The sequence below is a fragment of the uncultured Tenacibaculum sp. genome (genome assembly GCF_947498805.1).
GTDB lineage: Bacteria > Bacteroidota > Bacteroidia > Flavobacteriales > Flavobacteriaceae > Polaribacter.
In genome coordinates this window covers 197,680-220,384 of the sequence record NZ_CANMLT010000003.1, presented here as the reverse complement: position 1 = coordinate 220,384, position 22,705 = coordinate 197,680, and the positions used below count along the sequence as shown (strand labels likewise).

At 32.2% G+C, this 22,705-nt stretch carries 31 protein-coding genes and 3 tRNA genes; 16 read left to right on the top strand and 18 right to left on the bottom strand.

Annotation, left to right across the window (positions count from 1 at the left end):
• Nucleotides 1–819: a glycogen/starch synthase gene (locus Q0873_RS06825; RefSeq protein WP_299105331.1), complete on the bottom strand. Its 819-nt coding sequence runs from the start codon at nt 817–819 to the stop codon at nt 1–3.
• A gap of 96 nt (nt 820–915) precedes the next feature.
• Here Q0873_RS06825 and panC point away from each other — a divergent pair, with 96 nt between their 5' ends.
• The 4 genes from panC to radA are packed head-to-tail and all read left to right on the top strand — an operon-like array spanning nt 916 to nt 4,504.
• Nucleotides 916–1,761 (top strand): pantoate--beta-alanine ligase, encoded by an 846-nt coding sequence (gene panC, locus Q0873_RS06820; RefSeq protein WP_299105329.1) that lies wholly within the window; start codon nt 916–918, stop codon nt 1,759–1,761.
• Between the two features lie 51 nt (nt 1,762–1,812).
• The gene (panD, locus tag Q0873_RS06815) at nt 1,813–2,163 is read left to right on the top strand and encodes an aspartate 1-decarboxylase (protein ID WP_299105327.1); all 351 of its coding nucleotides are present in this window, start codon (nt 1,813–1,815) and stop codon (nt 2,161–2,163) included.
• A 2-nt stretch (nt 2,164–2,165) separates the two neighbouring features.
• The gene (locus Q0873_RS06810) at nt 2,166–3,110 is read left to right on the top strand and encodes a lysylphosphatidylglycerol synthase transmembrane domain-containing protein (protein ID WP_299105325.1); all 945 of its coding nucleotides are present in this window, start codon (nt 2,166–2,168) and stop codon (nt 3,108–3,110) included.
• Between the two features lie 32 nt (nt 3,111–3,142).
• On the top strand, nt 3,143–4,504 hold the full coding sequence (gene radA / locus Q0873_RS06805; protein ID WP_299105323.1) for a DNA repair protein RadA: 1,362 nt from the start codon (nt 3,143–3,145) through the stop codon (nt 4,502–4,504).
• A 36-nt stretch (nt 4,505–4,540) separates the two neighbouring features.
• On the opposite strand, the gene Q0873_RS06800 is transcribed toward radA, so the two are convergent.
• The 12 genes from Q0873_RS06800 to Q0873_RS06745 all read right to left on the bottom strand — a co-directional run bounded on the left by Q0873_RS06800 (nt 4,541) and on the right by Q0873_RS06745 (nt 11,430).
• Complete coding sequence (locus tag Q0873_RS06800) at nt 4,541–5,344, bottom strand: hypothetical protein (protein WP_299105322.1); 804 nt, start codon at nt 5,342–5,344, stop codon at nt 4,541–4,543.
• A gap of 74 nt (nt 5,345–5,418) precedes the next feature.
• Nucleotides 5,419–6,387 carry an arsenosugar biosynthesis arsenite methyltransferase ArsM gene (gene arsM, locus Q0873_RS06795; RefSeq protein WP_299105320.1) on the bottom strand — a complete coding sequence of 323 codons (969 nt, stop codon included), beginning with the start codon at nt 6,385–6,387 and terminating at the stop codon, nt 5,419–5,421.
• Nucleotides 6,384–6,803, bottom strand: a complete 420-nt coding sequence (locus Q0873_RS06790) for a DoxX family membrane protein (RefSeq protein ID WP_299105318.1) — start codon at nt 6,801–6,803, stop codon at nt 6,384–6,386. The genes arsM and Q0873_RS06790 overlap by 4 nt, the downstream gene beginning before the upstream one ends.
• Nucleotides 6,803–7,621 carry a purine-nucleoside phosphorylase gene (locus Q0873_RS06785; RefSeq protein WP_299105315.1) on the bottom strand — a complete coding sequence of 273 codons (819 nt, stop codon included), beginning with the start codon at nt 7,619–7,621 and terminating at the stop codon, nt 6,803–6,805. Before Q0873_RS06785 ends, Q0873_RS06790 begins: the two co-directional genes overlap by 1 nt.
• Nucleotides 7,622–7,623: 2 nt before the next feature.
• On the bottom strand, nt 7,624–8,229 hold the full coding sequence (locus tag Q0873_RS06780) for a TIGR04282 family arsenosugar biosynthesis glycosyltransferase (protein ID WP_299105313.1): 606 nt from the start codon (nt 8,227–8,229) through the stop codon (nt 7,624–7,626).
• Nucleotides 8,222–8,713, bottom strand: coding sequence for a rhodanese-like domain-containing protein (locus Q0873_RS06775; protein ID WP_299105311.1), 492 nt, complete (start codon nt 8,711–8,713; stop codon nt 8,222–8,224). The genes Q0873_RS06780 and Q0873_RS06775 overlap by 8 nt, the downstream gene beginning before the upstream one ends.
• Before the next feature lie 33 nt (nt 8,714–8,746).
• On the bottom strand, nt 8,747–9,799 hold the full coding sequence (arsS, locus tag Q0873_RS06770; protein WP_299105309.1) for an arsenosugar biosynthesis radical SAM (seleno)protein ArsS: 1,053 nt from the start codon (nt 9,797–9,799) through the stop codon (nt 8,747–8,749).
• Nucleotides 9,800–9,883: 84 nt separating this feature from the next.
• Complete coding sequence (locus tag Q0873_RS06765) at nt 9,884–10,219, bottom strand: arsenosugar biosynthesis-associated peroxidase-like protein (protein WP_086029663.1); 336 nt, start codon at nt 10,217–10,219, stop codon at nt 9,884–9,886.
• A gap of 64 nt (nt 10,220–10,283) precedes the next feature.
• Complete coding sequence (locus tag Q0873_RS06760; protein ID WP_299105306.1) at nt 10,284–10,991, bottom strand: DUF547 domain-containing protein; 708 nt, start codon at nt 10,989–10,991, stop codon at nt 10,284–10,286.
• Between the two features lie 106 nt (nt 10,992–11,097).
• A tRNA-Leu gene (locus tag Q0873_RS06755) sits at nt 11,098–11,183 on the bottom strand.
• A 69-nt stretch (nt 11,184–11,252) separates the two neighbouring features.
• Nucleotides 11,253–11,338 (bottom strand) — tRNA-Leu (locus Q0873_RS06750).
• 20 nt (nt 11,339–11,358) lie between these two features.
• Nucleotides 11,359–11,430: transfer RNA gene (locus Q0873_RS06745), tRNA-Gly, on the bottom strand.
• 271 nt (nt 11,431–11,701) lie between these two features.
• Here Q0873_RS06745 and cyoE point away from each other — a divergent pair.
• The 10 genes from cyoE (at nt 11,702) to tsaB (ending at nt 19,009) form a co-directional block, all read left to right on the top strand.
• Nucleotides 11,702–12,604 carry a heme o synthase gene (gene cyoE / locus Q0873_RS06740; RefSeq protein ID WP_299105303.1) on the top strand — a complete coding sequence of 301 codons (903 nt, stop codon included), beginning with the start codon at nt 11,702–11,704 and terminating at the stop codon, nt 12,602–12,604.
• The gene (locus tag Q0873_RS06735) at nt 12,604–13,188 is read left to right on the top strand and encodes a cytochrome c oxidase subunit 3 (protein WP_299105301.1); all 585 of its coding nucleotides are present in this window, start codon (nt 12,604–12,606) and stop codon (nt 13,186–13,188) included. Before cyoE ends, Q0873_RS06735 begins: the two co-directional genes overlap by 1 nt.
• A gap of 57 nt (nt 13,189–13,245) precedes the next feature.
• On the top strand, nt 13,246–14,226 hold the full coding sequence (locus tag Q0873_RS06730; RefSeq protein ID WP_299105299.1) for a cytochrome c oxidase subunit 3: 981 nt from the start codon (nt 13,246–13,248) through the stop codon (nt 14,224–14,226).
• 21 nt (nt 14,227–14,247) lie between these two features.
• Nucleotides 14,248–14,589, top strand: a complete 342-nt coding sequence (locus Q0873_RS06725; protein WP_299105298.1) for a cytochrome C oxidase subunit IV family protein — start codon at nt 14,248–14,250, stop codon at nt 14,587–14,589.
• Nucleotides 14,590–14,659: 70 nt separating this feature from the next.
• Entirely contained in the window at nt 14,660–15,337 is a 678-nt protein-coding gene (locus tag Q0873_RS06720; RefSeq protein WP_299105297.1) for a hypothetical protein, read from the top strand.
• Nucleotides 15,324–15,971, top strand: coding sequence for an SCO family protein (locus Q0873_RS06715; RefSeq protein ID WP_299105295.1), 648 nt, complete (start codon nt 15,324–15,326; stop codon nt 15,969–15,971). Before Q0873_RS06720 ends, Q0873_RS06715 begins: the two co-directional genes overlap by 14 nt.
• Complete coding sequence (locus tag Q0873_RS06710; RefSeq protein WP_299105292.1) at nt 15,964–16,494, top strand: DUF420 domain-containing protein; 531 nt, start codon at nt 15,964–15,966, stop codon at nt 16,492–16,494. The genes Q0873_RS06715 and Q0873_RS06710 overlap by 8 nt, the downstream gene beginning before the upstream one ends.
• Nucleotides 16,487–16,699: a hypothetical protein gene (locus Q0873_RS06705; RefSeq protein WP_299105290.1), complete on the top strand. Its 213-nt coding sequence runs from the start codon at nt 16,487–16,489 to the stop codon at nt 16,697–16,699. Before Q0873_RS06710 ends, Q0873_RS06705 begins: the two co-directional genes overlap by 8 nt.
• Nucleotides 16,700–16,921: 222 nt before the next feature.
• A complete protein-coding gene (locus Q0873_RS06700) occupies nt 16,922–18,253 on the top strand; it encodes a TolC family protein (RefSeq protein WP_299105288.1) in 1,332 nt (443 codons plus the stop codon).
• An 81-nt stretch (nt 18,254–18,334) separates the two neighbouring features.
• Complete coding sequence (gene tsaB / locus Q0873_RS06695) at nt 18,335–19,009, top strand: tRNA (adenosine(37)-N6)-threonylcarbamoyltransferase complex dimerization subunit type 1 TsaB (protein WP_299105286.1); 675 nt, start codon at nt 18,335–18,337, stop codon at nt 19,007–19,009.
• Here tsaB and Q0873_RS06690 read toward each other — a convergent pair.
• The 3 genes from Q0873_RS06690 to Q0873_RS06680 all read right to left on the bottom strand — a co-directional run bounded on the left by Q0873_RS06690 (nt 19,006) and on the right by Q0873_RS06680 (nt 20,506).
• A complete protein-coding gene (locus Q0873_RS06690) occupies nt 19,006–19,812 on the bottom strand; it encodes a mechanosensitive ion channel domain-containing protein (protein ID WP_299105284.1) in 807 nt (268 codons plus the stop codon). The genes tsaB and Q0873_RS06690 overlap by 4 nt on opposite strands.
• A gap of 66 nt (nt 19,813–19,878) precedes the next feature.
• Nucleotides 19,879–20,232: a DUF1304 domain-containing protein gene (locus Q0873_RS06685; RefSeq protein ID WP_299105282.1), complete on the bottom strand. Its 354-nt coding sequence runs from the start codon at nt 20,230–20,232 to the stop codon at nt 19,879–19,881.
• 73 nt (nt 20,233–20,305) lie between these two features.
• Nucleotides 20,306–20,506 carry a dodecin family protein gene (locus tag Q0873_RS06680; protein WP_299105280.1) on the bottom strand — a complete coding sequence of 67 codons (201 nt, stop codon included), beginning with the start codon at nt 20,504–20,506 and terminating at the stop codon, nt 20,306–20,308.
• Between the two features lie 174 nt (nt 20,507–20,680).
• On the opposite strand from Q0873_RS06680, the gene Q0873_RS06675 reads away from it, so the two are divergent.
• Nucleotides 20,681–21,028 carry a nicotinic acid mononucleotide adenyltransferase gene (locus Q0873_RS06675; protein WP_299105278.1) on the top strand — a complete coding sequence of 116 codons (348 nt, stop codon included), beginning with the start codon at nt 20,681–20,683 and terminating at the stop codon, nt 21,026–21,028.
• A 59-nt stretch (nt 21,029–21,087) separates the two neighbouring features.
• Here Q0873_RS06675 and Q0873_RS06670 read toward each other — a convergent pair whose 3' ends face one another.
• Nucleotides 21,088–21,726, bottom strand: a complete 639-nt coding sequence (locus tag Q0873_RS06670) for a ribonuclease H family protein (RefSeq protein WP_299105275.1) — start codon at nt 21,724–21,726, stop codon at nt 21,088–21,090.
• Nucleotides 21,719–22,288, bottom strand: a complete 570-nt coding sequence (locus Q0873_RS06665; RefSeq protein ID WP_299105272.1) for a phosphoribosylglycinamide formyltransferase — start codon at nt 22,286–22,288, stop codon at nt 21,719–21,721. Before Q0873_RS06665 ends, Q0873_RS06670 begins: the two co-directional genes overlap by 8 nt.
• A gap of 178 nt (nt 22,289–22,466) precedes the next feature.
• Here Q0873_RS06665 and Q0873_RS06660 point away from each other — a divergent pair, with 178 nt between their 5' ends.
• Entirely contained in the window at nt 22,467–22,703 is a 237-nt protein-coding gene (locus Q0873_RS06660) for an acyl carrier protein (RefSeq protein ID WP_299105270.1), read from the top strand.
• Nucleotides 22,704–22,705 lie beyond the last annotated feature (2 nt).

Here is a 22,705-nt window from a genome sequence, read left to right as displayed (position 1 = left end):
TTATTCGCTTAATTCTAATACGGTTTCTTTATAAAATTCTAAATGAGATTCGGTTAGCATTTCTTCAGAAGGAAACTCTAAAATTTCCACCTCTTTATCGCTAATAAAGCTTTCAAGCTCGTCTGGCAAAGACTCACTACCTTTTATTATCGCGTCAGAGTTTTCTATAGCGCTTTTAAGTATATTAATATGATTAGGTGTTTCAAAAACAGAAATTTTATCGCTATTGATTTGATCAAAACGAACTTTGTTTGCTAGCTCATTATTTAACTCGCCTTCAAAACCGTTGTTATATAGCGAAGTAACAATTTTACTTTCGGTAAATAAAGGTTCTTCTTTATAAAATTCTCTTAAATAAAGAGGCAAAAGAGAAGCTAACCATCCATGAACATGAATGATATCTGGAGCCCAATTTAATTTTTTAACAGTTTCAATTACACCTTTAGCAAAGAAAATCATTCGCTCATCATTGTCGTCGAATAGTTTATCATCTTCATCAGTATAAATAGCTTTACGCTTAAAGTATTCATCATTATCAATAAAGTAAACCTGCATTCTTTCCTTTGGAATAGAAGCTACTTTAATAATTAACGGCATATCCATGTCGTTAATTATTAGGTTCATACCAGATAAACGAATTACTTCGTGAAGCTGGTGTCTTCTTTCATTTATAACACCAAAACGTGGCATGAAAATACGGGTTTGAACTCCTTTTGAATGGGCGTGTCTAGCAACATTAAATGCAGTAGATGATAACTCTGTTTCCGGTAAATATGGAATTACCTCAGAAGAAACATATAATATTCTCTTATCCTTCATTAAATCGAACTCTTTTTGTAAAGATGCAAAATTACGAAATTTTATGCTAAAATCATGTTAAATTGCTAATTTTGCGCGTATACGTAAGATTTGCCGATGAAAATTTTTAAATCAAAATCTGAATTAAAGGATTTTTTATTAACCATTAGAAAAGATAAAAAATCTATCGGATTTGTTCCAACCATGGGAGCTTTGCACGAGGGACATTTATCTCTTGTTAAAAGAGCAAAAAAGAAAAATGATATAGCGGTAGTTAGCATTTTTGTAAATCCAACTCAGTTTGATAATAAGGAAGATTTAGTAAAATATCCACAAACACTTGAAAACGATATTAGGTTATTAGAAAGTGTACAATGCGATGTGTTATTTGTGCCTTCTGTTGAAGAGATTTACGACACCAATGTTGTCTCTGAAAATTTTGATTTTGACGGGTTGGAACATCAAATGGAAGGAAAATTTAGAGATGGACACTTTGATGGAGTAGGAACTATTGTGAAAGCCTTGTTTGAAATTGTAGAACCTACAAATGCTTATTTTGGTAAAAAGGATTTTCAGCAATTACAAATCATTAAAAAGTTGGTTGAAAAACATAATATTCCTGTTAAAATTAAAGGAAGACCAATTTTTAGAGAAGAAGATGGATTAGCGATGAGTTCGCGAAATGTCCGATTAACTAAGGAACATAGAGAGGCGGCTCCGTTTATTTATAAAACCTTAAAAAAGGCAAGAAAGAAATTTGGCATAAAAAATGTAATAGAGGTTACGCAATGGGTTGAAAAACAGTTTAAAAAACATCCGTTTTTAGAACTAGAATACTTTACCATTGCAGATGAAAAAACTTTAGAAACTCCAGAAGTTATTCATAAGAAGAAAAAATACCGTGGGTTTATAGCGGTTTTCGCTGGAGATATTCGTCTAATAGATAATATTGGGTTAAAGTAAATTCATTAAAAACAAACTCATTAATCATTAAAAAACAACTATTTTTGCAACATGTTAGTACAAGTAGTAAAATCTAAAATCCACCGAGTAAAAGTTACAGGTGCAGATTTAAATTATATAGGAAGTATTACCATTGATGAAGATTTAATGGATGCCGCTGGAATTATCGAAGGAGAACGTGTTCAGATTGTAAACAACAACAATGGAGAACGTTTAGAAACCTATGCAATTCCAGGTCCTAGAGGAAGTGGTGAAATCACATTAAATGGAGCTGCCGCTCGTAGAGTTCAAAAAGGAGATACATTAATTTTAATAGTGTATGCTTTTATGGAGTTAGAAGAAGCAAAGAACTTTAAACCAAAATTAGTATTCCCTAACGAAGCAGATAATACCCTTTCTTAATTTTGAATTTTAAAAAAGTTTTAAAAATTATATTACCTCTCATTTTGGGAGGTTTTTTAGTATGGTATTCTTTATCAAAAGTTTCTATTGAAACCTTAGTACAGTACTTTAAAAATGCAAACTATTGGTGGATTGCTTTAGGTTTATTCTTTGGAATATTAAGCCATTTATCAAGAGCTTATCGATGGAAATTCTTATTAGAGCCTATGGGCTATAAACCCGATTTTGGAAATAGTACCATGGCTGTTTTAGTAGCCTATTTGGTAAATTATGCCGTGCCAAGAGCGGGTGAAGTATCTCGGGCTGCTGTAATGACTAACTATGAAGATATTCCTTTTGAAAAAGGGTTTGGTACCATAGTAGCAGAAAGAATAGCAGATTTATTAATGATGTTAATCATTATTACGATAACTCTTTTTGTTCAATTTGATTTTATTTATGAATTGTTGACCAAAAACTTTGATCCAAGTAAAATTGGTATTGGGTTGGCAGTGTTGGTTCTAGGAGGTTTTATTTTTACACGTTATGTAAAAAAAGCAGATGCTGGTGTTGGGTTAAAAATCAAAAACTTCATTAGCGGATTAATAGAAGGTGCTACTAGTATTTTTAAAATGAAAGACAAATGGGCTTTTATTTTTCATACGGTTTTTATCTGGCTAATGTATGTAGCAATGTTTTGGGCCACTATCCCTGCAATTGAAGGATTACAAGTTCCTTTTGGAGCAGTTTTAATTGGATTTATTGCTGGTGGTTTTTCTATAGCTGCAACCAACGGTGGTATAGGATTGTATCCTGTTGCTGTAGCAGGAGCCTTTGCTTTGTTTGGTATTGCAGAAGAGCCGGCGAATGCGTTTGGATGGATTATGTGGACAGCTCAAACAGCGATGATAATTATTTTTGGAGGATTGTCATTCTTGTTTTTACCTTTATATAATAAAAATAAATAGTTTTCTTTTCTTTGTAGGTAAATCTTGCAAAAATGCCTAAAACCAAAACAACTTTTTTCTGTCAAAACTGTGGAACGCAACATGCCCAATGGGTAGGACAATGTAGTACTTGCAAACAATGGAATACCGTTGTTGAAGAAGTTATACAAAAAGAAGAAAAAAGACAATGGAAGTTTCCTTCCAATACTCAAAAGAAAGTATCGAAGCCATTACGAGTAGAGGAGATTCAATTGAATCCTGAAGAGCGTTTTGGAACTAAGAACCAAGAATTAGATACTGTTTTAGGGGGTGGTTTGGTTAAAGGAGCAGTAATATTATTAGGTGGAGAGCCTGGAATTGGAAAATCTACCTTGTTGTTACAAATAGCCTTACAAATTCCACAAAAAGTATTATATGTTTCAGGGGAAGAAAGTCAGTCGCAAATTAAAATGCGTGCAGAACGATTGAACGCAACGAATTCTAATTGTTTAATTCTTACAGAAACAAATACACAGCAAATTTTTAAGAATATAGAAGAAGTTCAGCCAGATGTACTGGTTATTGATTCAATTCAAACCTTACATACTAATATAATTGAAGCTTCTCCTGGAAGTATTTCTCAAATAAGAGAAACGTCTGCAGAATTGATAAAATTTGCCAAAGAAACAGCTACCCCTGTATTATTGATTGGACATATTAATAAGGAAGGAAATATTGCTGGGCCTAAGATTTTAGAACATATGGTTGATGTGGTATTGCAGTTTGAAGGAGATAGAAATCATACCTATCGAATTTTACGATCACAAAAAAATCGTTTTGGTTCTACTGCTGAATTAGGAATTTATGAAATGTTATCGGCCGGATTAAGAGAGGTGTCAAACCCATCGGAAATATTGATTTCTAAAAAAGATGGTGATTTGAGTGGTACCGCTATTGCTTCAACTTTAGAAGGGATTCGCCCATTGATGATAGAAATTCAAGCTTTGGTTTCTACGGCAGTATATGGAACTCCTCAACGTACTACTACAGGCTATAACTTAAAACGTTTGCATATGATTTTAGCTGTATTAGAAAAACGTGCTGGTTTTAAGTTAGGAGCAAAAGATGTGTTTTTAAATATTACTGGAGGAATTCAAGTAGATGATCCGGCTATAGATTTAGCAGTAGTAGCAGCTATTTTATCTTCGAATCAAGACTTAGCAATTAATCCTGATGTATGTTTTGCAGCAGAAGTTGGTTTAGCAGGAGAAATAAGGCCTGTTTCTAAAATAGACCAACGAATATTAGAAGCTGAAAAGTTAGGATATAAAACTTTCGTTACTTCTAAGTACAATAAAATAACAAGCAAAAATCATTCTATAAAGCTTATTTTGGTTAGTAAAATAGAAGAAGCTTTTGCTACGTTGTTTGCTTAGGAGGATATCGTAAAAAATCAATAGAATGAGTTAAAATTACTTCGCAGGAAGCCCTAAAATATAATATCCTTGTTTTTTACCTTTTGCATTTTTAGCATGGTCAATTGTCCATGTATAAGAATCGTTTTTTAGGTTTTTCAATAAGTAGTTTTCAATATCATTAAAAGTATACATTCTTACTAATGACGCCTGTCCGTCCCAAGCATATATAATAGGGATAATTGGTATGAGATAAGTGAAAACAATTTGCTTAAAGGTAATGCCTTTTGTGAAAGGAGTCATAAAAAGTACCATAATAATTAAAATAACCATTGAAATAGGTAACAATAACCACCAAAGTAGCGTAGGGATATTGTTTTCTCCCATTTCATAAATTAAAAGAGGCTGTTTGTTTTCTTGAGCAGTTTGTAGAATTTTTTGAGCGTTTTTAGGTGACATGTGATGAAAACTATTCATCATGGTTTTTAATCCTTTAGGTGTGTTGGTAAAATCAGTTGCGTTTAGAGGTGTTTCTTGATAATGTAGATTAGTAATATTGGAATTGTTAATACGATTTACTACTGAAGGATTGGGATATAAATCTGTGAGTAGTAAATTTATTGAGTTTTCTTTTGCGTTAATTTCTTGAATAACATCGATCATAACACCCCCAGAACCTGATCCAATATCTACTATTTGATTAAAGTTAAACTGCTTTTTAACGTCTAGAATAAGATTTACTACAACATCCTTAGTTTTCAACATTTTTAAAAGTAGTGCGAGTAAATTGGTAATACTACTTCTGATAAAGGGCGGAAGCCAATTAAAATCTTCAAATTCAAAAAGTTGTATACGTTTCATAAGACAAAGTTTTGATTTAAATATAAAGAAAAACCCTCACAATTTGTGAGGGTTTATAAGTAAGTTGTACTTAATTAGCAGCATCCACCACCATCATAATGGTACGTAGACTCACTAATAAATATATCATCTCTACCTAAATCAGCTAAAGCTTGTGCTGTTTTATCACAAACTGCTATAGGTTGGTTTTTCAATAAGGTATGTCCTTTTTTGTCATCAAAATAATCTTCATCACCAAAATAAATAGCAGCTTTTCCTGTAAAGACACATGGTCCATCTTCTGGCATCGGGTCTTTGATAGCAGCTACCTCAATAGATTCAATGTAAATTAACTCATCAGTTGGGTAATTCTTTGGGTCTAAGATTCTATATGGTTTTCTGGCTCTAATTTCAATAGTTCCAAAACCAGCGTCTGTTAACATTTTTACATATTCTGCAATAGGTAAACTTCCGCTTAAACAAAGAGCACGTAAACGTTCATCGTTACGTAATGTTTCATTCATTGGTTGCTCACAAGTTGGATCACTCATCACTAAACGACCATGTGGTTTTAAGACACGATACATTTCAGTAATTGCTTTCTTTAAATCCTCTGTCTTAAAGATGTTAAATAAGCAGTTTTGAGCAGCTACATCTACTGAGTTATCCTCTACAGGTAAGTTTAAAGCATCACCTTTACGTAGATCTACAAAATCGCTTTTAAACCAATCGTTTTGCTCTTCGGCAATTTTAAAGTTTTTACGAGAAGCTTCTAACATTTCATCAACCACATCTAATCCAATTACACCACCTTTGTTTCTGTTGAAATATGCAAATTGTAATAGCTCCATTCCACCACCAACACCTACATAAAGCATTTTAGGGTTGTTAGTTAAATCACGAGCATGTACCGTTGAACCACATCCATAGTTCATTTCCTGCATAATTCTTGGAATCTTTAACCCTGGTAATTCCCATATAGGATTTGTAGTACAACACAAGCCAACATCAGGAGTTAAGGCTGCTTCTTTATATACGTCTTTTGTAGTTTCTAAATAACTCATTTATCTGTCTTTTTTATTAAAAAGTCTATTGAAAATTTATCGAGACTTTTAGGAAGCAATAATAAACTTACTAAAAGTATACTTCTATACATTACATGAGATAAATCCCATATAGGGTCTTTTATACCATGACCTATGGTAACAATTACTAGTACCGACCCTAAGAAATATAAAGCAATGTCTCTTTTAAAACCGATAATTAGTAATAATCCACCTATTAACTCTACTATTGAAGTATAATAAGCAGTAAAAAGTAATAAGAAATCAGGAAGCAAGTCGGTATAACTTTTTAGAAAAAAGCTTTCATATACATTGTTTAATCCAAACTTAAAGACTTTACCAAAACCTTGGAAAAAGAAAATAAATCCGAGTAATAAACGTATAATTAATACTGCTGCTTGCTGGTTTCTAATCACTATATTTCTTTAATTAATTCTTTAAAAAGTGTAATCATTTTAGGTTCAGCTTTTCCTGCAACTTCAATAATTTCTTGAATATCTAATGGCTGTAAATTCTTCGGGTCACATTCATCTGTTAAAACTGAAACAGCTGCACATGGTAATTGTAAATGTTTTGCAACAATTACTTCAGGTACTGTGCTCATTCCAACTGCATCTACCTCTAGAATTTGAAGCATTCTGTATTCAGCTCTTGTTTCTAGCTGTGGTCCTACAACACTTGCGTATACACCTTCTTTCAAGTCTATGTCGTTTGCATTTGCAATAGCTTTCATCTTACTATTCAATTTTTTCGAATATGGTTCAAGCATATCAGCAAATAAATCACCCATCTCTCCAGCACCTTTAAAAGCTAAAGGAGAGCTTCCTTGAAGATTTAAATGATCTTCAATTAACATTAAATCGCCTTTTTTATATGCAAGGTTGATTGCTCCTGCTGCATTTGAAATTAATAAAGTTTGAATACCTAAACTATGTAAAGTTCTTATTCCATAGGTAACTTCCCATAAATTATATCCTTCGTATACATGAAAACGACCTGACATAACAAGTACTTTTTTTCCTGACAGTATACCGTATATTAATTTCCCTGAATGAAACTCAACTGTAGCTTGTGGGAAGTGTGGAATTTCAGCGTATGGAATTTCAATTTCTATGTCAATTTCATTTACAAGTTTACCTAAACCTGTTCCTAGTACAATTCCTATTTCTGGGTTTGTAATTCCTTTATCTTGAAGAAACCTTGTTGTTTCTTGCAGTTGTTGTTTTTTAAGCATTTTTAGTTTGTGTAAAATTGATTGAATGTAGCATTGTCTTTAATGTCATCAAAAACATCTACATCATTTAAGGTTTCCAACAAATGTACAGAAACGTTTTGTAAATCATTAAGTGTGTCTTGTCTTACGGTGGAGGTACCCCATTGTTTGTTGTGAAAAACTGATGAATACAAAGTTTTCATTCCTAATAAATAATAACCACCATCTTCGGCAGGGCCAATTACAACATCGTTCGAGTCAAGCATTTCAAAAGCTTCTTCGATATGTTTTTCTTTTAGGTCAAATAAGTCACTTCCTATAATTAGAACCTTTTCATATTTTTTTTCAAAAGCCTGTTCAAATGCGTTTTGCATTCGAATACCAAGATCTACACCGAATTGCGCATGTTTTTGATAGGTAGAGGTGCTCCAAATATCATTCTCTCTAATTTTAACAGAGTAGTACACGGCTTTGTCGCAATTTAAGTTTTGTGTAACTTCTTTAGTATGATTTAAGAGGAATTTATAAATGTCTAATGCAGCTTGATCTCCAACCGTTTTTGCTAAACGTGTTTTTACTTTTCCCAGTTCTGGATTCCTGGTAAAGATTAACAATAAGTTCTTACTCATATATCTTTTCTCCTTTATGTAACCACTTACTCCATTCTTTATTGAAAGTGTGGATTTTTTCTGTTGGTATGTTTTGGTTGTTAACCACGGTGTTGTTTTGGTTTTTCCACTCGAAAATACCTCCATACAAATTAAATACATTGGTGTATCCTTCTTTTTGGAGTTTTTCGGCAATATCTTCTGAGCGAATACCAATAGAACAATACACTATAATTTTAGTGTTCTTGTTCTTTGGAAGTTTTTTTAATGTTTTCTCTATATTAAAGAAATCATATCCAACACAAATTGAATTTTTAAGATGACTTACTTCAAACTCTTTAGGCTCTCTAGCATCTAGTAGAACAACGTTTTTTTCTTTTTGTAGATCTGTAACAGAAATGTAAGGAACACTTTCTGTATTGTATTTTTCAAGTAATTGTTTTAGGTTCTCTTGCGAAAAAGAACTAAAAGAAATTAATAAAAGAAAAAACACCGTGTTTTTCATACTTGTATGACACTTTCAAGTTAATTCATTGTGCTATGCTACCGTTCCTTGACAGCTACTTCCAGCTCCAGCGGTACAACCATAACAATGTTGGTTAATAATGATATTTCTGTTTTGTAATAACTCTTCATTATATTCAGAAATATGGGTTGCTTCGCTTGCTACTTTTAGATTTAGCATTTGATTAAAATCGCAATCGTATAAGTAGCCATCCCAACTTATTGATAGGGTATTGGTACACATTACATTCTCTACAGCCATTGGGTTATATGCTTCTACCAAAGCGTACATATAATCTTCGTAGTTTTCAGAAGCAATCAAGTAGTCTAAAAATCTACTTATAGGTAAATTGGTAATAGCGAATAAGCTGTTAAATGAAATTTGAAAATCTTCTTGCAAAGCTTTTTTAAAGTCGCTTTCTAAAGCAGCTTGATCTCCTGGTAAAAATGCCCCTGACGGATTGTATACTAAATCTAGTTGTAATCCGGTTCCATGAATTCCATATCCAACTTCATTTAGCATTTGCAATGCTTTGATAGATTTATCGAAAACACCATCACCACGTTGTTTGTCTGTTTTTCCACGAGTCCAATGAGGCATAGAAGAAACAACATGTACATTGTGTTTTTTAAAGAATTCGGGTAAATCGTAATACTTTTTGTTAGCTCTGATTATTGTAAGATTTGAACGAACAATGAAATCTTTTATTCCAGCTTTTGAAGCTTCTTCTACGAACCAACGAAAATTAGGGTTCATTTCTGGTGCACCACCCGTTAAATCTAAAGTGTGGGCACCTGTTTTTCTAATTACATCTAAACACTGCTCCATGGTTTCTCTCGTCATGATCTCTTTTCGGTCAGGACCAGCATCTACATGGCAATGCGCACATACTTGATTGCACATATAACCAACGTTTATTTGTAATATTTCTAACTTTTTAGGTCGTAAAGGAAACTGATTTGTTTCTTTTATTTTTTGAGCAAACGTAGGTAATTCACCATCAGCAAAAATTCCATTTGATAAAATTTCAAGTTGACGTTGCGTGTTTGCTAAATCGTTGTTTCTAGATTTTAAAGATTTTTTCATCCTATAAATTTGTGTCAGGTCGAGCGCAGCCGAGACCTTGGTACTATCTCTCGACTGCGCTCGAGAAGACATGTTTAAAAGATGCTACATTTCTAATTTGTTCACTTTGTTCATCATTTGAACTCCATGAACTAAGGTTGCACCGCTTTTAATTGCTGCTCCTACATGTATAGCCTCCATCATTTCTTCTTTTGTTATTCCACGTTGCAAGCCATCTTTTGTGTAAGCATCAATACAATAAGGGCATTGCTCTGTGTGAGCTACAGCCAAAGCAATTAAGCTTTTTTCACGAGCTGTTAAAGCACCTTCTTCAAAGACTTTTCCATAATAATCAAAGAACTTGTTTCCAAGTTCTTCGCTCCATTCTGTTATTTTTCCAAACTTACGTAAGTCGGCAGGATCATAATATGTTTTTGACATTGTTTTTTATTTCAGTTGAAAAGTAAAAATACCAAATTGTTTTACTAAATACTAGTATCGTAAATTACTTTCCGTTTAAACTCCAGTCGTATTCTAAATAACTAACTTTAGGTTTCTTGCTAATTTTAACTTTTGAATATTTGTTTATATAATCTGTTAGAGACCCTTTTTTGGTGAAGTCTCCTTTAAACCATTCAAATATTTTAGATAGTTGAACTTTATTTTCTGAGATTTTATTGCGCTTGGTGTCATTAATGAATTTACGCATTAAAAGATTTGTTTTCGACTCATAATTTGCTTCAGTAAATGCGTAATTTGGTAATTGCGGACAAGAACCAGAGGCACAGTTTACAGCAACATGGATTTTTGGGTCGCTATATTTTTTACGCAGAATCTCATGTTCAATTTGATTTAAAGTGTATGTTTTTCCTCCAACCTTAGCAAAAGGTATTTCCCAAGCGTTTTTACCTTTCTTTTTAATATTCATAATACTTTTAAGAGGGTAGTTGTCTAAAATCAATTTGATGGTATAGGCATTATAAGCATTCGCCCAAAAAGCTTTTGCTTTTGTAGCTGACCAAGATTTTTGAGGTTTAGTATTTGCTAAATAGTCTAAGAAACTTTGAAGTTTAGCTTCATCTGCTTTAAAAGCCTTGTAGTTTACATTCCCTTTAGGATCTACATGCTTCTTTAATAGCGAGCTATAAGCACTTGTTTGTGCATTTGTGTTTAAGAAGAAAGTTAAACTTAATAGTAAAAATATCTTTCGCATGATTTGGATTTTGAAGTTTAGACGTGTGTTTAAGATATACATTACAAAGAATATTCCAAAAAGTTATGAAACAAAAAAAGCCTTAACATTTTTGTTAAGGCTTTTGTACTGAAGGCGGGACTTGAACCCGCACGGGCATTACGGCCCATTGGATTTTAAGTCCAACGTGTCTACCAATTCCACCACTTCAGCGTTTATACTGTTTTATGACTACTCTAAATAATTAAAATTAAGCCTCACTTGGTTAAAAGTGAGGCTTAGTACTGAAGGCGGGACTTGAACCCGCACGAGCATTACGGCTCATTGGATTTTAAGTCCAACGTGTCTACCAATTCCACCACTTCAGCATAATCTCTTAAAAGGATTGAGCGAAAGACGGGATTTGAACCCGCGACCCTCACCTTGGCAAGGTGATGCTCTACCCCTGAGCTACTTTCGCGTAGTCATTTTTATTTTTATGAACTTGTGCATTACTGCGAATGCGGGTGCAAATATAACACCATTTTTTTAATTACAAAGCGGTTTTTGAAAATTTTCTGATTTATTTTTATGTTGGGGTGGTTAAAAGTAAGACTGTAAGTATTTTAGTATAGAAGGTGCTTTAAAATTTTAAAACGAGCAGGTATATTTTAATACTATATAATGTAGTAAAGCTATGGTTATTCAGTTTGAATCAAATATCTTTGCAAAAATTTTTTAGAACAATAAGAGTGGAATCAGTTTCAACCTTAAAAAATAAATCTACAGTTAAAGCATTGTTCTCTGATTTTAAGCAGCTTACAAAAGTTGGTTTATCGGTAAGTGTTGTTTTTACATCTATAACAGGGTATTTGTTAGGTGCTGAAGAAATAAATTCAACCATTATTTTATTATTGGCAATAGGTGGTTACTTTATGGTAGGTGCATCAAATGCATTTAATCAAGTAATCGAAAAGGACATTGATGCTGTAATGCAGCGAACTAAAAATCGTCCATTGCCTGCAGGGAGAATGTCAGTAACAACAGCTTTAATCATTGCGACTATATTTACCATTGCGGGAATTGCTATACTATATTCTATCAATGCTAAATGTGCTTTATTCGGAGCAATCTCTATATTTTTATATACGAGTGCATACACACCTTTAAAAGCAGTAACACCTTTAGCGGTTTTTGTAGGTGCTATTCCAGGAGCTATTCCTTTTATGTTAGGTTGGGTAGCGGCTACTGGAAAATTTGGAGTGGAGGCAGGATTTTTGTTTATGATTCAGTTTTTCTGGCAATTCCCACATTTTTGGGCCATTGGTTGGTTACAATATGAAGAATACAAAAAGGCTGGGTTGCATATGCTTCCAATGGATAAAAAAGATAAAGGAGCAGTAGCGCAAATTATATTTTATACTTGTGTTATGATATTAATGTCTGTTGCACCTGTGTTGAAACTTACAGGCGCTTTTTATATTCACCCTATTACTGCAGTAATAGTGTTTTTATTAGGGACGTTAATGCTATATTATGCATTTGTACTGTATAAAACAGAGAAAAATACAGATGCAAGAAAGTTAATGTTGGCAAGTGTTTTTTATATAACTATTGTGCCAATTATATATGTGGTAGATAAATTTTTACATTAATGAGTGAACAAACTTTACAAGAAGAATTAAAAGTAGGTAAGAGAAAGTCGGCAAAACCAATGTTGTGGATTTCCATGATTAGTATGGTGATGTTTTTTGCTGGATTAACAAGTGCTTACATTGTTAGTCAGAAAAGAGAAGATTGGGTGTCTTTCGATTTACCAGAAGCATTTTACATTAGTACTGTATTGATAGTGTTGAGTAGTGTTACCTTATATTTATCTCAAAACTTCTTAAAAAAGAACAATTTAAACCTTTCTTTTATATTGTTAATAACAACATTAATATTAGGGTTAGGTTTTGTTTGGTATCAATATGTAGGATTTAATGAGTTAAGCGCGGCAGGATTATATTTTACTGGACCAGAAAGCACGGTGTCTACATCGTTTATTATTGGTATTACTTTTATGCATGTTTTACACTTATTAGCAGGTGTAATTGTATTATTAGTCGTTATTTATAATCATTTTAAAAAGAAATATTCATCTACTGATATGCTTGGTTTTGAGTTAGGTGCAATCTTCTGGCATTTCGTAGATTTACTATGGATACTGTTATTTTTATTCTTTAAGTTTTACAAATAATATAAAATGCGTAATTTTGGCGCACTGTTTTAACAAAAATTAACAAACAAGAGATTTATGGGAGCAAATATTGCTGTAAATTCTGACAACAAAGAAACCTGGGGCGGAGGTGGTGTAAAACCATTTGGCGCTAGTTATGGTAAAATGATGATGTGGTTTTTCATCTTATCAGATGCGTTAACCTTTTCTGGGTTCTTAGCAGCGTATGGTTTAACACGTTTTAAGTTTATTGACTCATGGCCAATTGCTGATGAGGTATTTACACACATTCCGTTTTTCCACGGAAATTATCCAATGATTTACGTTGCCTTTATGACGTTTATCTTAATTGTATCTTCGGTAACAATGGTGTTAGCAGTAGATGCAGGTCATAAAATGCAACAAAAGAAGGTAGCTACGTATATGTTTATTACGATTATCTTCGGTATTATTTTCGTTGGATCTCAGGCTTGGGAATGGAAAACATTCATTAATGGTTCTTATGGAGCTGTTAAAACTTCTGATAATCACATTTTACAATTTGTAAAAGACGGTCATCAAATTGGTTTAGCTGATTTTGTTCACGGAAAAAGAAAAGATGAAAGAGTAGAGCACACTCGTAAAAACGGATTATGGTTTAACGATGAAGCAACAATTTCTCAATATTCTGTGGCGCAAGTTCAGGAAGCGTTTAAAGCAGATCCATCTTTATTGATTAGAACTGAAAGAATTAATCCAGAGACAAAACAAAAGATTGTTTTATCTAGAGAAGAAAGTTTAGCTCAATTAGCAAAAGCAACGGGAGTTGTTGAAGGAGCTAACTTAATAGAAAACGAATACGGTAATCCTATTTTTGCAGATTTCTTCTTCTTTATTACAGGATTCCACGGTTTCCACGTATTCTCTGGTATTGTATTAAATATTATCATTTTCTTTAATGTTGTATTAGGGACATATGAACGTAGAGGACATTATGAAATGGTAGAAAAAGTAGGTTTATATTGGCACTTTGTAGATTTAGTTTGGGTATTCGTATTCACATTCTTCTACTTAGTATAATCATAAAAAAAGTATTGTAAAATGGGTCACGCACACGAATCAAATACAAAAAGAATTTGGATTGTTTTAGCAATCTTATCTATTATAACTGCAGTAGAAGTAGTGTTAGGTATCTATAAGCCTAAAAGCTTATATTTAGGAGGATTTTTAGGAACTAGCTGGTTAAACTGGATTTTCATCATCTTAACAATTGCAAAGGCATATTATATTGCTTGGGCATTTATGCACTTAGAAGGTGAGAAGAAATGGTTTAGACGCTCAGTTGTTTGGACTGGAGTTTTCTTAATCTGCTATTTAGTTACTTTAGTTTTAATAGAAGGAAGCTATTTACATGAAACATTAGCACCACTTGTAAAATGGTAAGGTGTATGTAAAATTATTTGAGGTGGTGTTAAACCACCTTTTTTTTGCATGTTACTAAACTTAAATTAAGATGAGTAAAAAACAAAAATTTATAGTACTCTTTGCGTTATTTATTGTTCCATTATTGTTTTATATCTTTTTACAACTAGGAACACATAACTTTGGAAAACTTCCAATAGTTTCGAAAGATGTATTAGATGTTTCTTTATTAAATAAAAAATACACTTTTAAAGATAAAGTCTCGGTTATTACCTTTGTTGGAAGTGATGTTTCTGTTGCTGATGGAGAATTATTTAACTTAAACGAAAAGATATATAAGAAATTCTACGGTTATACAGACTTTCAAATGATTAGTTTGGTAAGTAAAGGTCAGGAAGAGGAAATTGAAAAAATCAAGAAAAGATTAAGTATCAATACAAACTTAGTTAAGTGGAGTTTTGTTTTTGCTTCGGAAGAAGAATTGAGGGCGATCTACGAGAGTTTTAAGACAGGAGAAACTTTAGATGCTAATGCGCATATTACGAAAGCCTATATTATTGATAAAGAGAATAATCTTAGAAGAGGAAAAACGACCATTAAAAAGAATGAAGAACCAAGTACTTTTGGTTATGCTATGAAGTCGGTAGCTGAGCTTAAAAATGATATGCACGATGATGTGAAGGTGGTTTTAGCTGAGTACAGTTTCGCTTTGAAAAAGAATAGAAGTGAGGATAGGAGAAAATTAAATATATCGAATGAAAAAAAATAAATATTCATACGTAGGAATTTCATTTATAATACTATTGTTTGGGATTTATTCAATACCGAAAATTGTAAAACATTTTCAAACTGCTGATTTGTATAAATTCACAAAAGTTCCAAATTTTGAGTTTATAAATCAGAACGAAAAAACAATTACCAATGAAGATTATAAAGGGAAGGTTTATGTAGTTGAGTTTTTCTTCACTACATGTCCAACCATTTGCCCTATTATGAATACCAAAATGGTAACGATTCAAAATGAGTTTATGGGGAATCCTAATTTTGGAATAGCCTCTTTTTCTATTACTCCAAAGGTAGACACGCCACAAGTTTTAAGGAATTATGCTAAAAGATATGGAATTAACCATGTAAACTGGCATTTACTAACAGGAAAACCAGAGAACGAAGTGTTTGACTTATCTAATGAGGGCTTTAAATTACCTGTAGGGGTAGGAGACAATGATCATGGTGGTTTTTATCACTCGGGCTTATTTGCTTTAGTGGATAAAGATGGGTATTTAAGATCAAGATATGATGAACAAGGGAATCCAATTGCTTTTTACAGGGCTTTAGAAGAACATGGATTACCAGATCAAATAAAAGAATTAAAAGAAGATATAAAACTATTGTTAAATGAGTAACGTTTCATTAAAAGAGAAGAGATACAAACGATTTATAACAATTGTTTCTATTGTAATTCCATTAGCAGTAGCTGCGTTGTTTGGGATTAAAATACCTAATGTAGAACCTTTGCGTTTTTTACCTCCAATTTATGCTAGTATTAATGGGTTGACAGCCGTTTTATTGGTGGCGTCTGTAGTTGCAATAAAGAAGGGAAATAGAAAACTTCACGAAAGATTAAATGTTACGGCTATTATATGTTCGGCGTTATTTTTAGTAATGTACGTAGCATATCATATGACTTCAGATTCTACTAGTTTTGGAGGTGAAGGAATTGTAAAATATGTATATCTATTTATTTTAATTACGCACATATTACTTTCTATTATCATTATTCCTTTTGTGTTGATAACATTTATGAGAGCACAATTAGGAAATTTCCCAGAGCATAAGAAAATAGCTAAAATTACTTTTCCTTTGTGGTTGTATGTAGCAGTGACGGGTGTAATAGTATATTTAATGATATCTCCATATTATGTTTAAGAAGCTTTTTTTACTAATATTTTTATTCTTATCAATAAATGCATCTTCTCAATGTGCCATGTGTAAAGCAGTAGTAGAAGGTGGAAATGAAACGATGGCAGAAGGGGTAAATGACGGGATTACTTACCTAATGATATTTCCTTATATCCTAGTTGGAATTTTATTTTACTTTATTTATAGACATAGAAAGAAGGCGAAAAATTAATTTACTAGAATTTGTAAATTAATTGTAACATATTGTTAATTTAGTCGTCATATAAAAACAAAATAAAAAAAGATGTACGATTTCGGACTGTAAAATGTTCACAATCAAACATCTTTTTGAGTTGAATTTTTCTGTAATTGTTTTAATATTAAATGATTACAGGTTGTTTCTTTTTTGGAACAGCTATTGACTAACTTAACTGAACAAAAAAAAATATTCGTCTTGAAAACAAAAATTGTATTATTAGCTACCTTATTTGCTTCATTAGCAGGGTTTTCTCAAAAACAATGGAGTCTTAAAGAGTGTGTAGATCACGCTTTAAATAATAATATCACCATTAACCAAAATAAATTAAATGTTGATATAGCTAAATCAGATGTGAAAAATGCCAAGGGTAATTTTCTTCCTACATTAAACGCTTCAACAGGAGGTAATTTAAATTTTGGATCTACTTTTGATCCTGTATCTAACAACAGGGTTTCAACTTCTACATTTGGTGGGTCTGTAAATTTAATAGCGGGCGTTACAGTGTTTAATGGCTATAGAAATTTAAATACATATAAACAAGCTAAGTTAGGTGTCGAAACAAGCAAACTTGATTTAGAAATTATTGAAAATGATATTTCTTTAAGAGTAGTAAATACCTATTTAAGTGTATTATTTGCAAAAGAAAACTTAGAAGTAGCAAAAGTTCAAGCAGAGATCAGTAAAAAACAAATTGAGAGGTCGCAAGCACAATTTGAAGCAGGAGCAATTCCTAAAGGAGATTTACTAAATGTACAGTCTACTGCAGTTGCTGATGCTCAAAACCTAGTTACTCAAGAAAATAGTTTAAATTTCACTTTGTTACAATTAGCTCAATTACTTCAGATTGATGCTCAAGGATTTGATGTGGAAAAACTTGAAATAGACAGGCCATCTGTTTCAATTCTATATGATAATGCAAATGTTGTTTATGAAAAAGCATTGGGAAATAGACCAGAAATTGAAAAAGCAAAATTAGATATTAAAAATTCAGAGTATGGTATTAATATAGCTAAATCTGGTTATTTACCAACGGTTTCACTTTCAGGAAATTTAAGAAGTAACTATGGGTTTAATTTAGATTTACCGACTGGGATTTCAAACACACCTCTTTTTACACAGTTAGATAATAACTTAGGGTATGGTGTTGGATTCAATGTGAATATTCCAATTTTTAATGGATTTAAAAATGATGCTAATGTTCAACGATCAAAAATCAGCAAATTAGTTTCTGAAACAAGATTAGAAAATCAAAAATTACAGTTACGTCAAACAATAGAACAAGCTTATTTAGATGCTAAAGCAGCAGCAAAAGCATTTGAAGCAGCAACAATTTCTCTAGAAGCACAGAAAGAAGCGTTTAAAAATGCACAAGAAAGCTATAATTATGGAGCTATGACACAATTTGACTATGATCAAGTTAGAAATAGATTGGTTAATGCAGAAGGAGCTTCAATTAGAGCTAAGTATGATTATGTGTTTAAAACAAAAGTGTTAAAGTTCTATTACGGAGAATCAATTTTAGATTAATTTTGATAGATATATTACAAATTTTAACCTCACCATTTGGTGAGGTTTTTCTTTATGTATCTTTGCGAAAAAAATAAATACGTGGCAACAATTCTTAATATAGAAACAGCAACAAAAAATTGTTCGGTAAGCATTGCAAGAAATGGTGAACTTTTAGCTCTGAAGGAATTAAACGATGGTAATTATTCACATGCAGAAAAGCTCCATCCTTTTATTCAAGATATCCTTGAGGAAGCATCGATAGAAAAAAAAGATATTGATGCAATAGCGGTAAGTAAAGGTCCGGGTTCTTATACAGGATTACGTATTGGGGTTTCTGCTGCAAAAGGATTGTGTTTTGCATTTGAAAAACCTTTAATTTCATTAGAAACATTGACTTCGTTAGCACATTCCATTGAAGTGGATGGGGTAGTTGTACCTATGTTAGATGCTCGTAGAATGGAGGTATATGCTGCTGTGTATAATAAGGAGTATTATCAAATAAGAGAGATCAAAGCTGAAATCATTGATGAGAACTCCTTTTTAGATTATTTAAATGAAGGAAAGGTATATTTCTTAGGAGATGGAGCAGAAAAATGTAAAGAGGTAATTACACATGAAAATGCCGTTTTTATAGATGGAAAATTCCCTTCAGCAAAAGAAATGGCACAATTAAGTTATGATAAGTACAAAAAAAACGACATCGAAGATGTCGCTTATTTTGAGCCTTTTTATTTAAAAGATTTTGTTGTTACTCCTCAGAAAAAGAAAGTTTAACCTTCTTTTTGTATTTCCACAGAGTGTGGATAAGGAATTTCAATTCCAGCTTTATCAAGTGCTAATTTTACATTTTCAGTTGTTCCAAAATATACATCCCAGTAGTCGGCTGTATTTACCCATGGACGCACTGCAAAGTTAACTGAGCTATCAGCTAGTTCCGATACATTTACAGAAGGAGCAGGATCTTGTAAAACTTTAGGATTTGAAGTTAAAACCTCCATTAAAATCTCTTTTGTCTGCTTGATATCTGCATCATAAGATACCCCAAAGGTTAAATCAACACGAAGTTTACCTTCAGCAGTATAATTGATAATGTTTCCATTAGATAAAGCTCCGTTAGGAATAATAGCCAACTTGTTTCCAGGAGTATTTAAATGTGTTGTGAAAATTTGAATTTCCTTCACTACCCCAGTAACTCCTTGTGCTTCGATTAAATCACCTACTTTGAAAGGTTTAAAAATCATAATTAATGCACCACCTGCAAAATTAGATAAGGAACCTTGTAGTGCTAAACCAACAGCTAAACCAGCAGCACCAATAATAGCTGCAAAAGAAGTGGTTGCAACTCCAAGTTTAGATACTACAGTAACAAATAATAAAGCTTTTAATGCCCAACCTAATAAGTCAGCTAAAAACTTCTGTAGCGTAATATCTACATCTTGTTTCTTCATTATTTTCTTAGCCGCTTTAACAATAAATTTAATGATAAATAAACCTACAATTAAAATAGCTAATGCGGTTAACACTTTTGGAGCGTACTCTACTAATAAGTCTTGAATGTTATTCCAATACTTTTCCATGTTTAAAATTTAAAAATTAATAATTGATTATATGAATAAATGGTAGTAGTGGTTTTTAGTTAAAGTTTAGAAAAGCAAAAATACTAAACCTAACAACGCAGGGATAGATTGTACAAAGAAAATTCTTGGTTTTTTAGTTGAATAAGCTCCATAGATACCAGCAACAAAGACACAGCTTAAGAAAAAGATAGCAACATCTGTTTTTTGACTGAGCATAGACCAAATTAATCCAGCAGCTAAAAAACCATTATATAGGCCTTGATTTGCTGCTAAAACCTGGGTTTCCTCAGCATATTCAACACTTTTTAAGCTAAATGTTTTTATTCCTTTAGGTTTTGTCCATAAAACCATTTCTAAAATTACGATGTAAATGTGGATTAGTGCAACCAACCCAATTAAGATATATTGTATAGTATTCATGTTTTCAAAGATAAAAAAAGCAGTTTTGATTAACCAAAACTGCTAGTAGTATAAGTTTTTATATTTGGTTTAATTACTTGACTTCAAAAGTAACCTTAAGGTTTACTCTAAATTCAGAGACCTCATTATCGTTAACAACAACGCTTTGTGATTGTACAAAAGCAGATTTAATACTCTTAACCGATTTTGAAGCTTGTTTGATTGCTTTTTTAGTTGCGTCTTCCCAACTTTTTTCTGAGTTCGCTAGGATCTCAATAACTTTCATTACTGCCATAATAATTTTTTTTAGTTAAAAAATGAGCTTGAATATACTAATTTTTTGAAGGAAAAATAGGGGTAATTATTGGTGTGTTAACCCTAATGTTAATTTAATGTTATGTAAATGTTTGTTTTTTGTAAAAAAATACATATATTTGTAATGTTAGTGTTAATAATTAAAGTGTTGAATATGAAAAAAATAGTAGTAATAGCATGTATGTTGTCAGCTGCGTTAATGCAAGCTCAAGAAGTAACTCCTAAATACGAAAAAGCAGGAGATATGGTGAAGGTAACTTCTTTTTATGAAGATGGTAAAGTTAAAGAACAAGGTTTTTTTAAAGATAAGAAGTTAGAAGGAACTTGGATAACTTATGATAATAAAGGAAACAAAACGGCTATTGCTCACTATAACCAAGGAAAGAAAGTAGGAAAATGGTTTCTATGGCATAAAGATGGTTTAAAAGAAGTAAACTATGAGAATAATGCTGTAGCTAGCGTTCAACACTGGAAAGAATCCACTAACATTGCAATTAAATAATTGTTAAGCCAAATTATTTTTGGTTAAATATATAAGTCAGGTAATTTTACCTGACTTTTTTATTTTCTTCCAAAATCTGCGGGGATTTCTCCCCAAGCCTTCGTTTCCCATTTTAAGATAGGAGTTTTGTAGGTATTGTTTTGAAGCCAGTTTTCTGCTCTTTTTATTAAGTCAAGAATTTCTTTATTGGTGCTATCAAATGCAACATTTGTTCTACACTGTTTTTTTACTACCCAACTCATGGCAATTTTAGAGTCGGAATAAATTGGAGTATTATCCATTTTTTTAGCTTTTAATAGTGCAATTCCATGAACCAAAGCTAAAAATTCTCCAATGTTATTGGTTCCATTCTTAAACGGCCCCATTTTAAATATTTCCTTTTTAGAGTGCGTTAGAACTCCTCTATATTCCATAATCCCAGGATTCCCTGAACATGCTGCATCAACAGAAATACTGTCTAAGATTGGTGTTCCATACTTTGCTTTTTCAGAAGCAGAGAGTGTAGGTTTTTTGGTGTCTTTTCCTTTATAATCTTCATATTTTTTTTTCAAAGCAATTTCAGCTTCTTCTTTATTGGCAAAAGCCTTGTATTGTGCACCTTGAAAACCATCAATTTGCTTTTTACAGCTTTCCCAAGAAGAAAAAACACCTGTTTTTTTTCCTTTCCAAACTACATAGTATTTCTTTTTTTTACCCATGCTTAGTAATCACTTGTTCTATTATTTCAGGAAAATGTTTGTATTCAAGTTCATGAACTTTTGTCGCAATAGTTTCTGGTGTGTCATTTTCAGAAAGCGCTGTTGACGCTTGAAAAATGATGGCTCCTTCGTCATAATTCTCATTTACATAATGAATCGTAATACCCGTTTCATGCTCTTTATTCTCTTTTACTGCTTTATGTACGTTCATTCCATACATTCCCTTTCCGCCATATTTAGGTAACAATGCTGGATGAATATTTATTATTTTATTAGGGAAGGCTTCTACTATTTTTGAAGGAACTCGCCATAAAAAACCGGCTAACACAATAAAATCGGCTTCTACCAGTAAAAAGTTCAAAACTGTGTCATCTTTGACAAAACTTTCTTTATCGAAGAGAGAAGCCTCTATTTGTAGGCGTTCACAGCGATCAAAAACTTTGGCATGCTCATTGTTAGACAGCACATGAGTAACGGTTGCAATTTGAGAAGAATTGAAATAATTGACGATATTTTCGGCGTTGCTTCCGGATCCAGAAGCAAAAATTACGATGCGTTTCATGGTTTTTCGTTGTATTGTTACTGCAAAAAAAAGAATAATTATTAACAACAAGGGCAACAATAGCAAAAGATTGAAGGATTTTTTTTATTTTAGACATCACATTTTTTAGCAAAAATTAGAATTAAAAATTAAGATTTGTATTTTTGCCCCGATTTTAAATTTTAAAACTTATAAAATTATGTCAGACATTGCATCAAGAGTAAAGGCAATTATCGTAGACAAATTAGGAGTAGACGATAACGAAGTAACTACAGAAGCTAGCTTCACTAACGATTTAGGAGCAGATTCTTTAGACACTGTTGAGTTAATCATGGAGTTCGAAAAAGAATTTGATATTCAAATTCCAGATGATCAAGCTGAAAATATCGCTACAGTAGGTCAAGCGGTAAACTATATTGAAGAAGCAAAAAAATAATT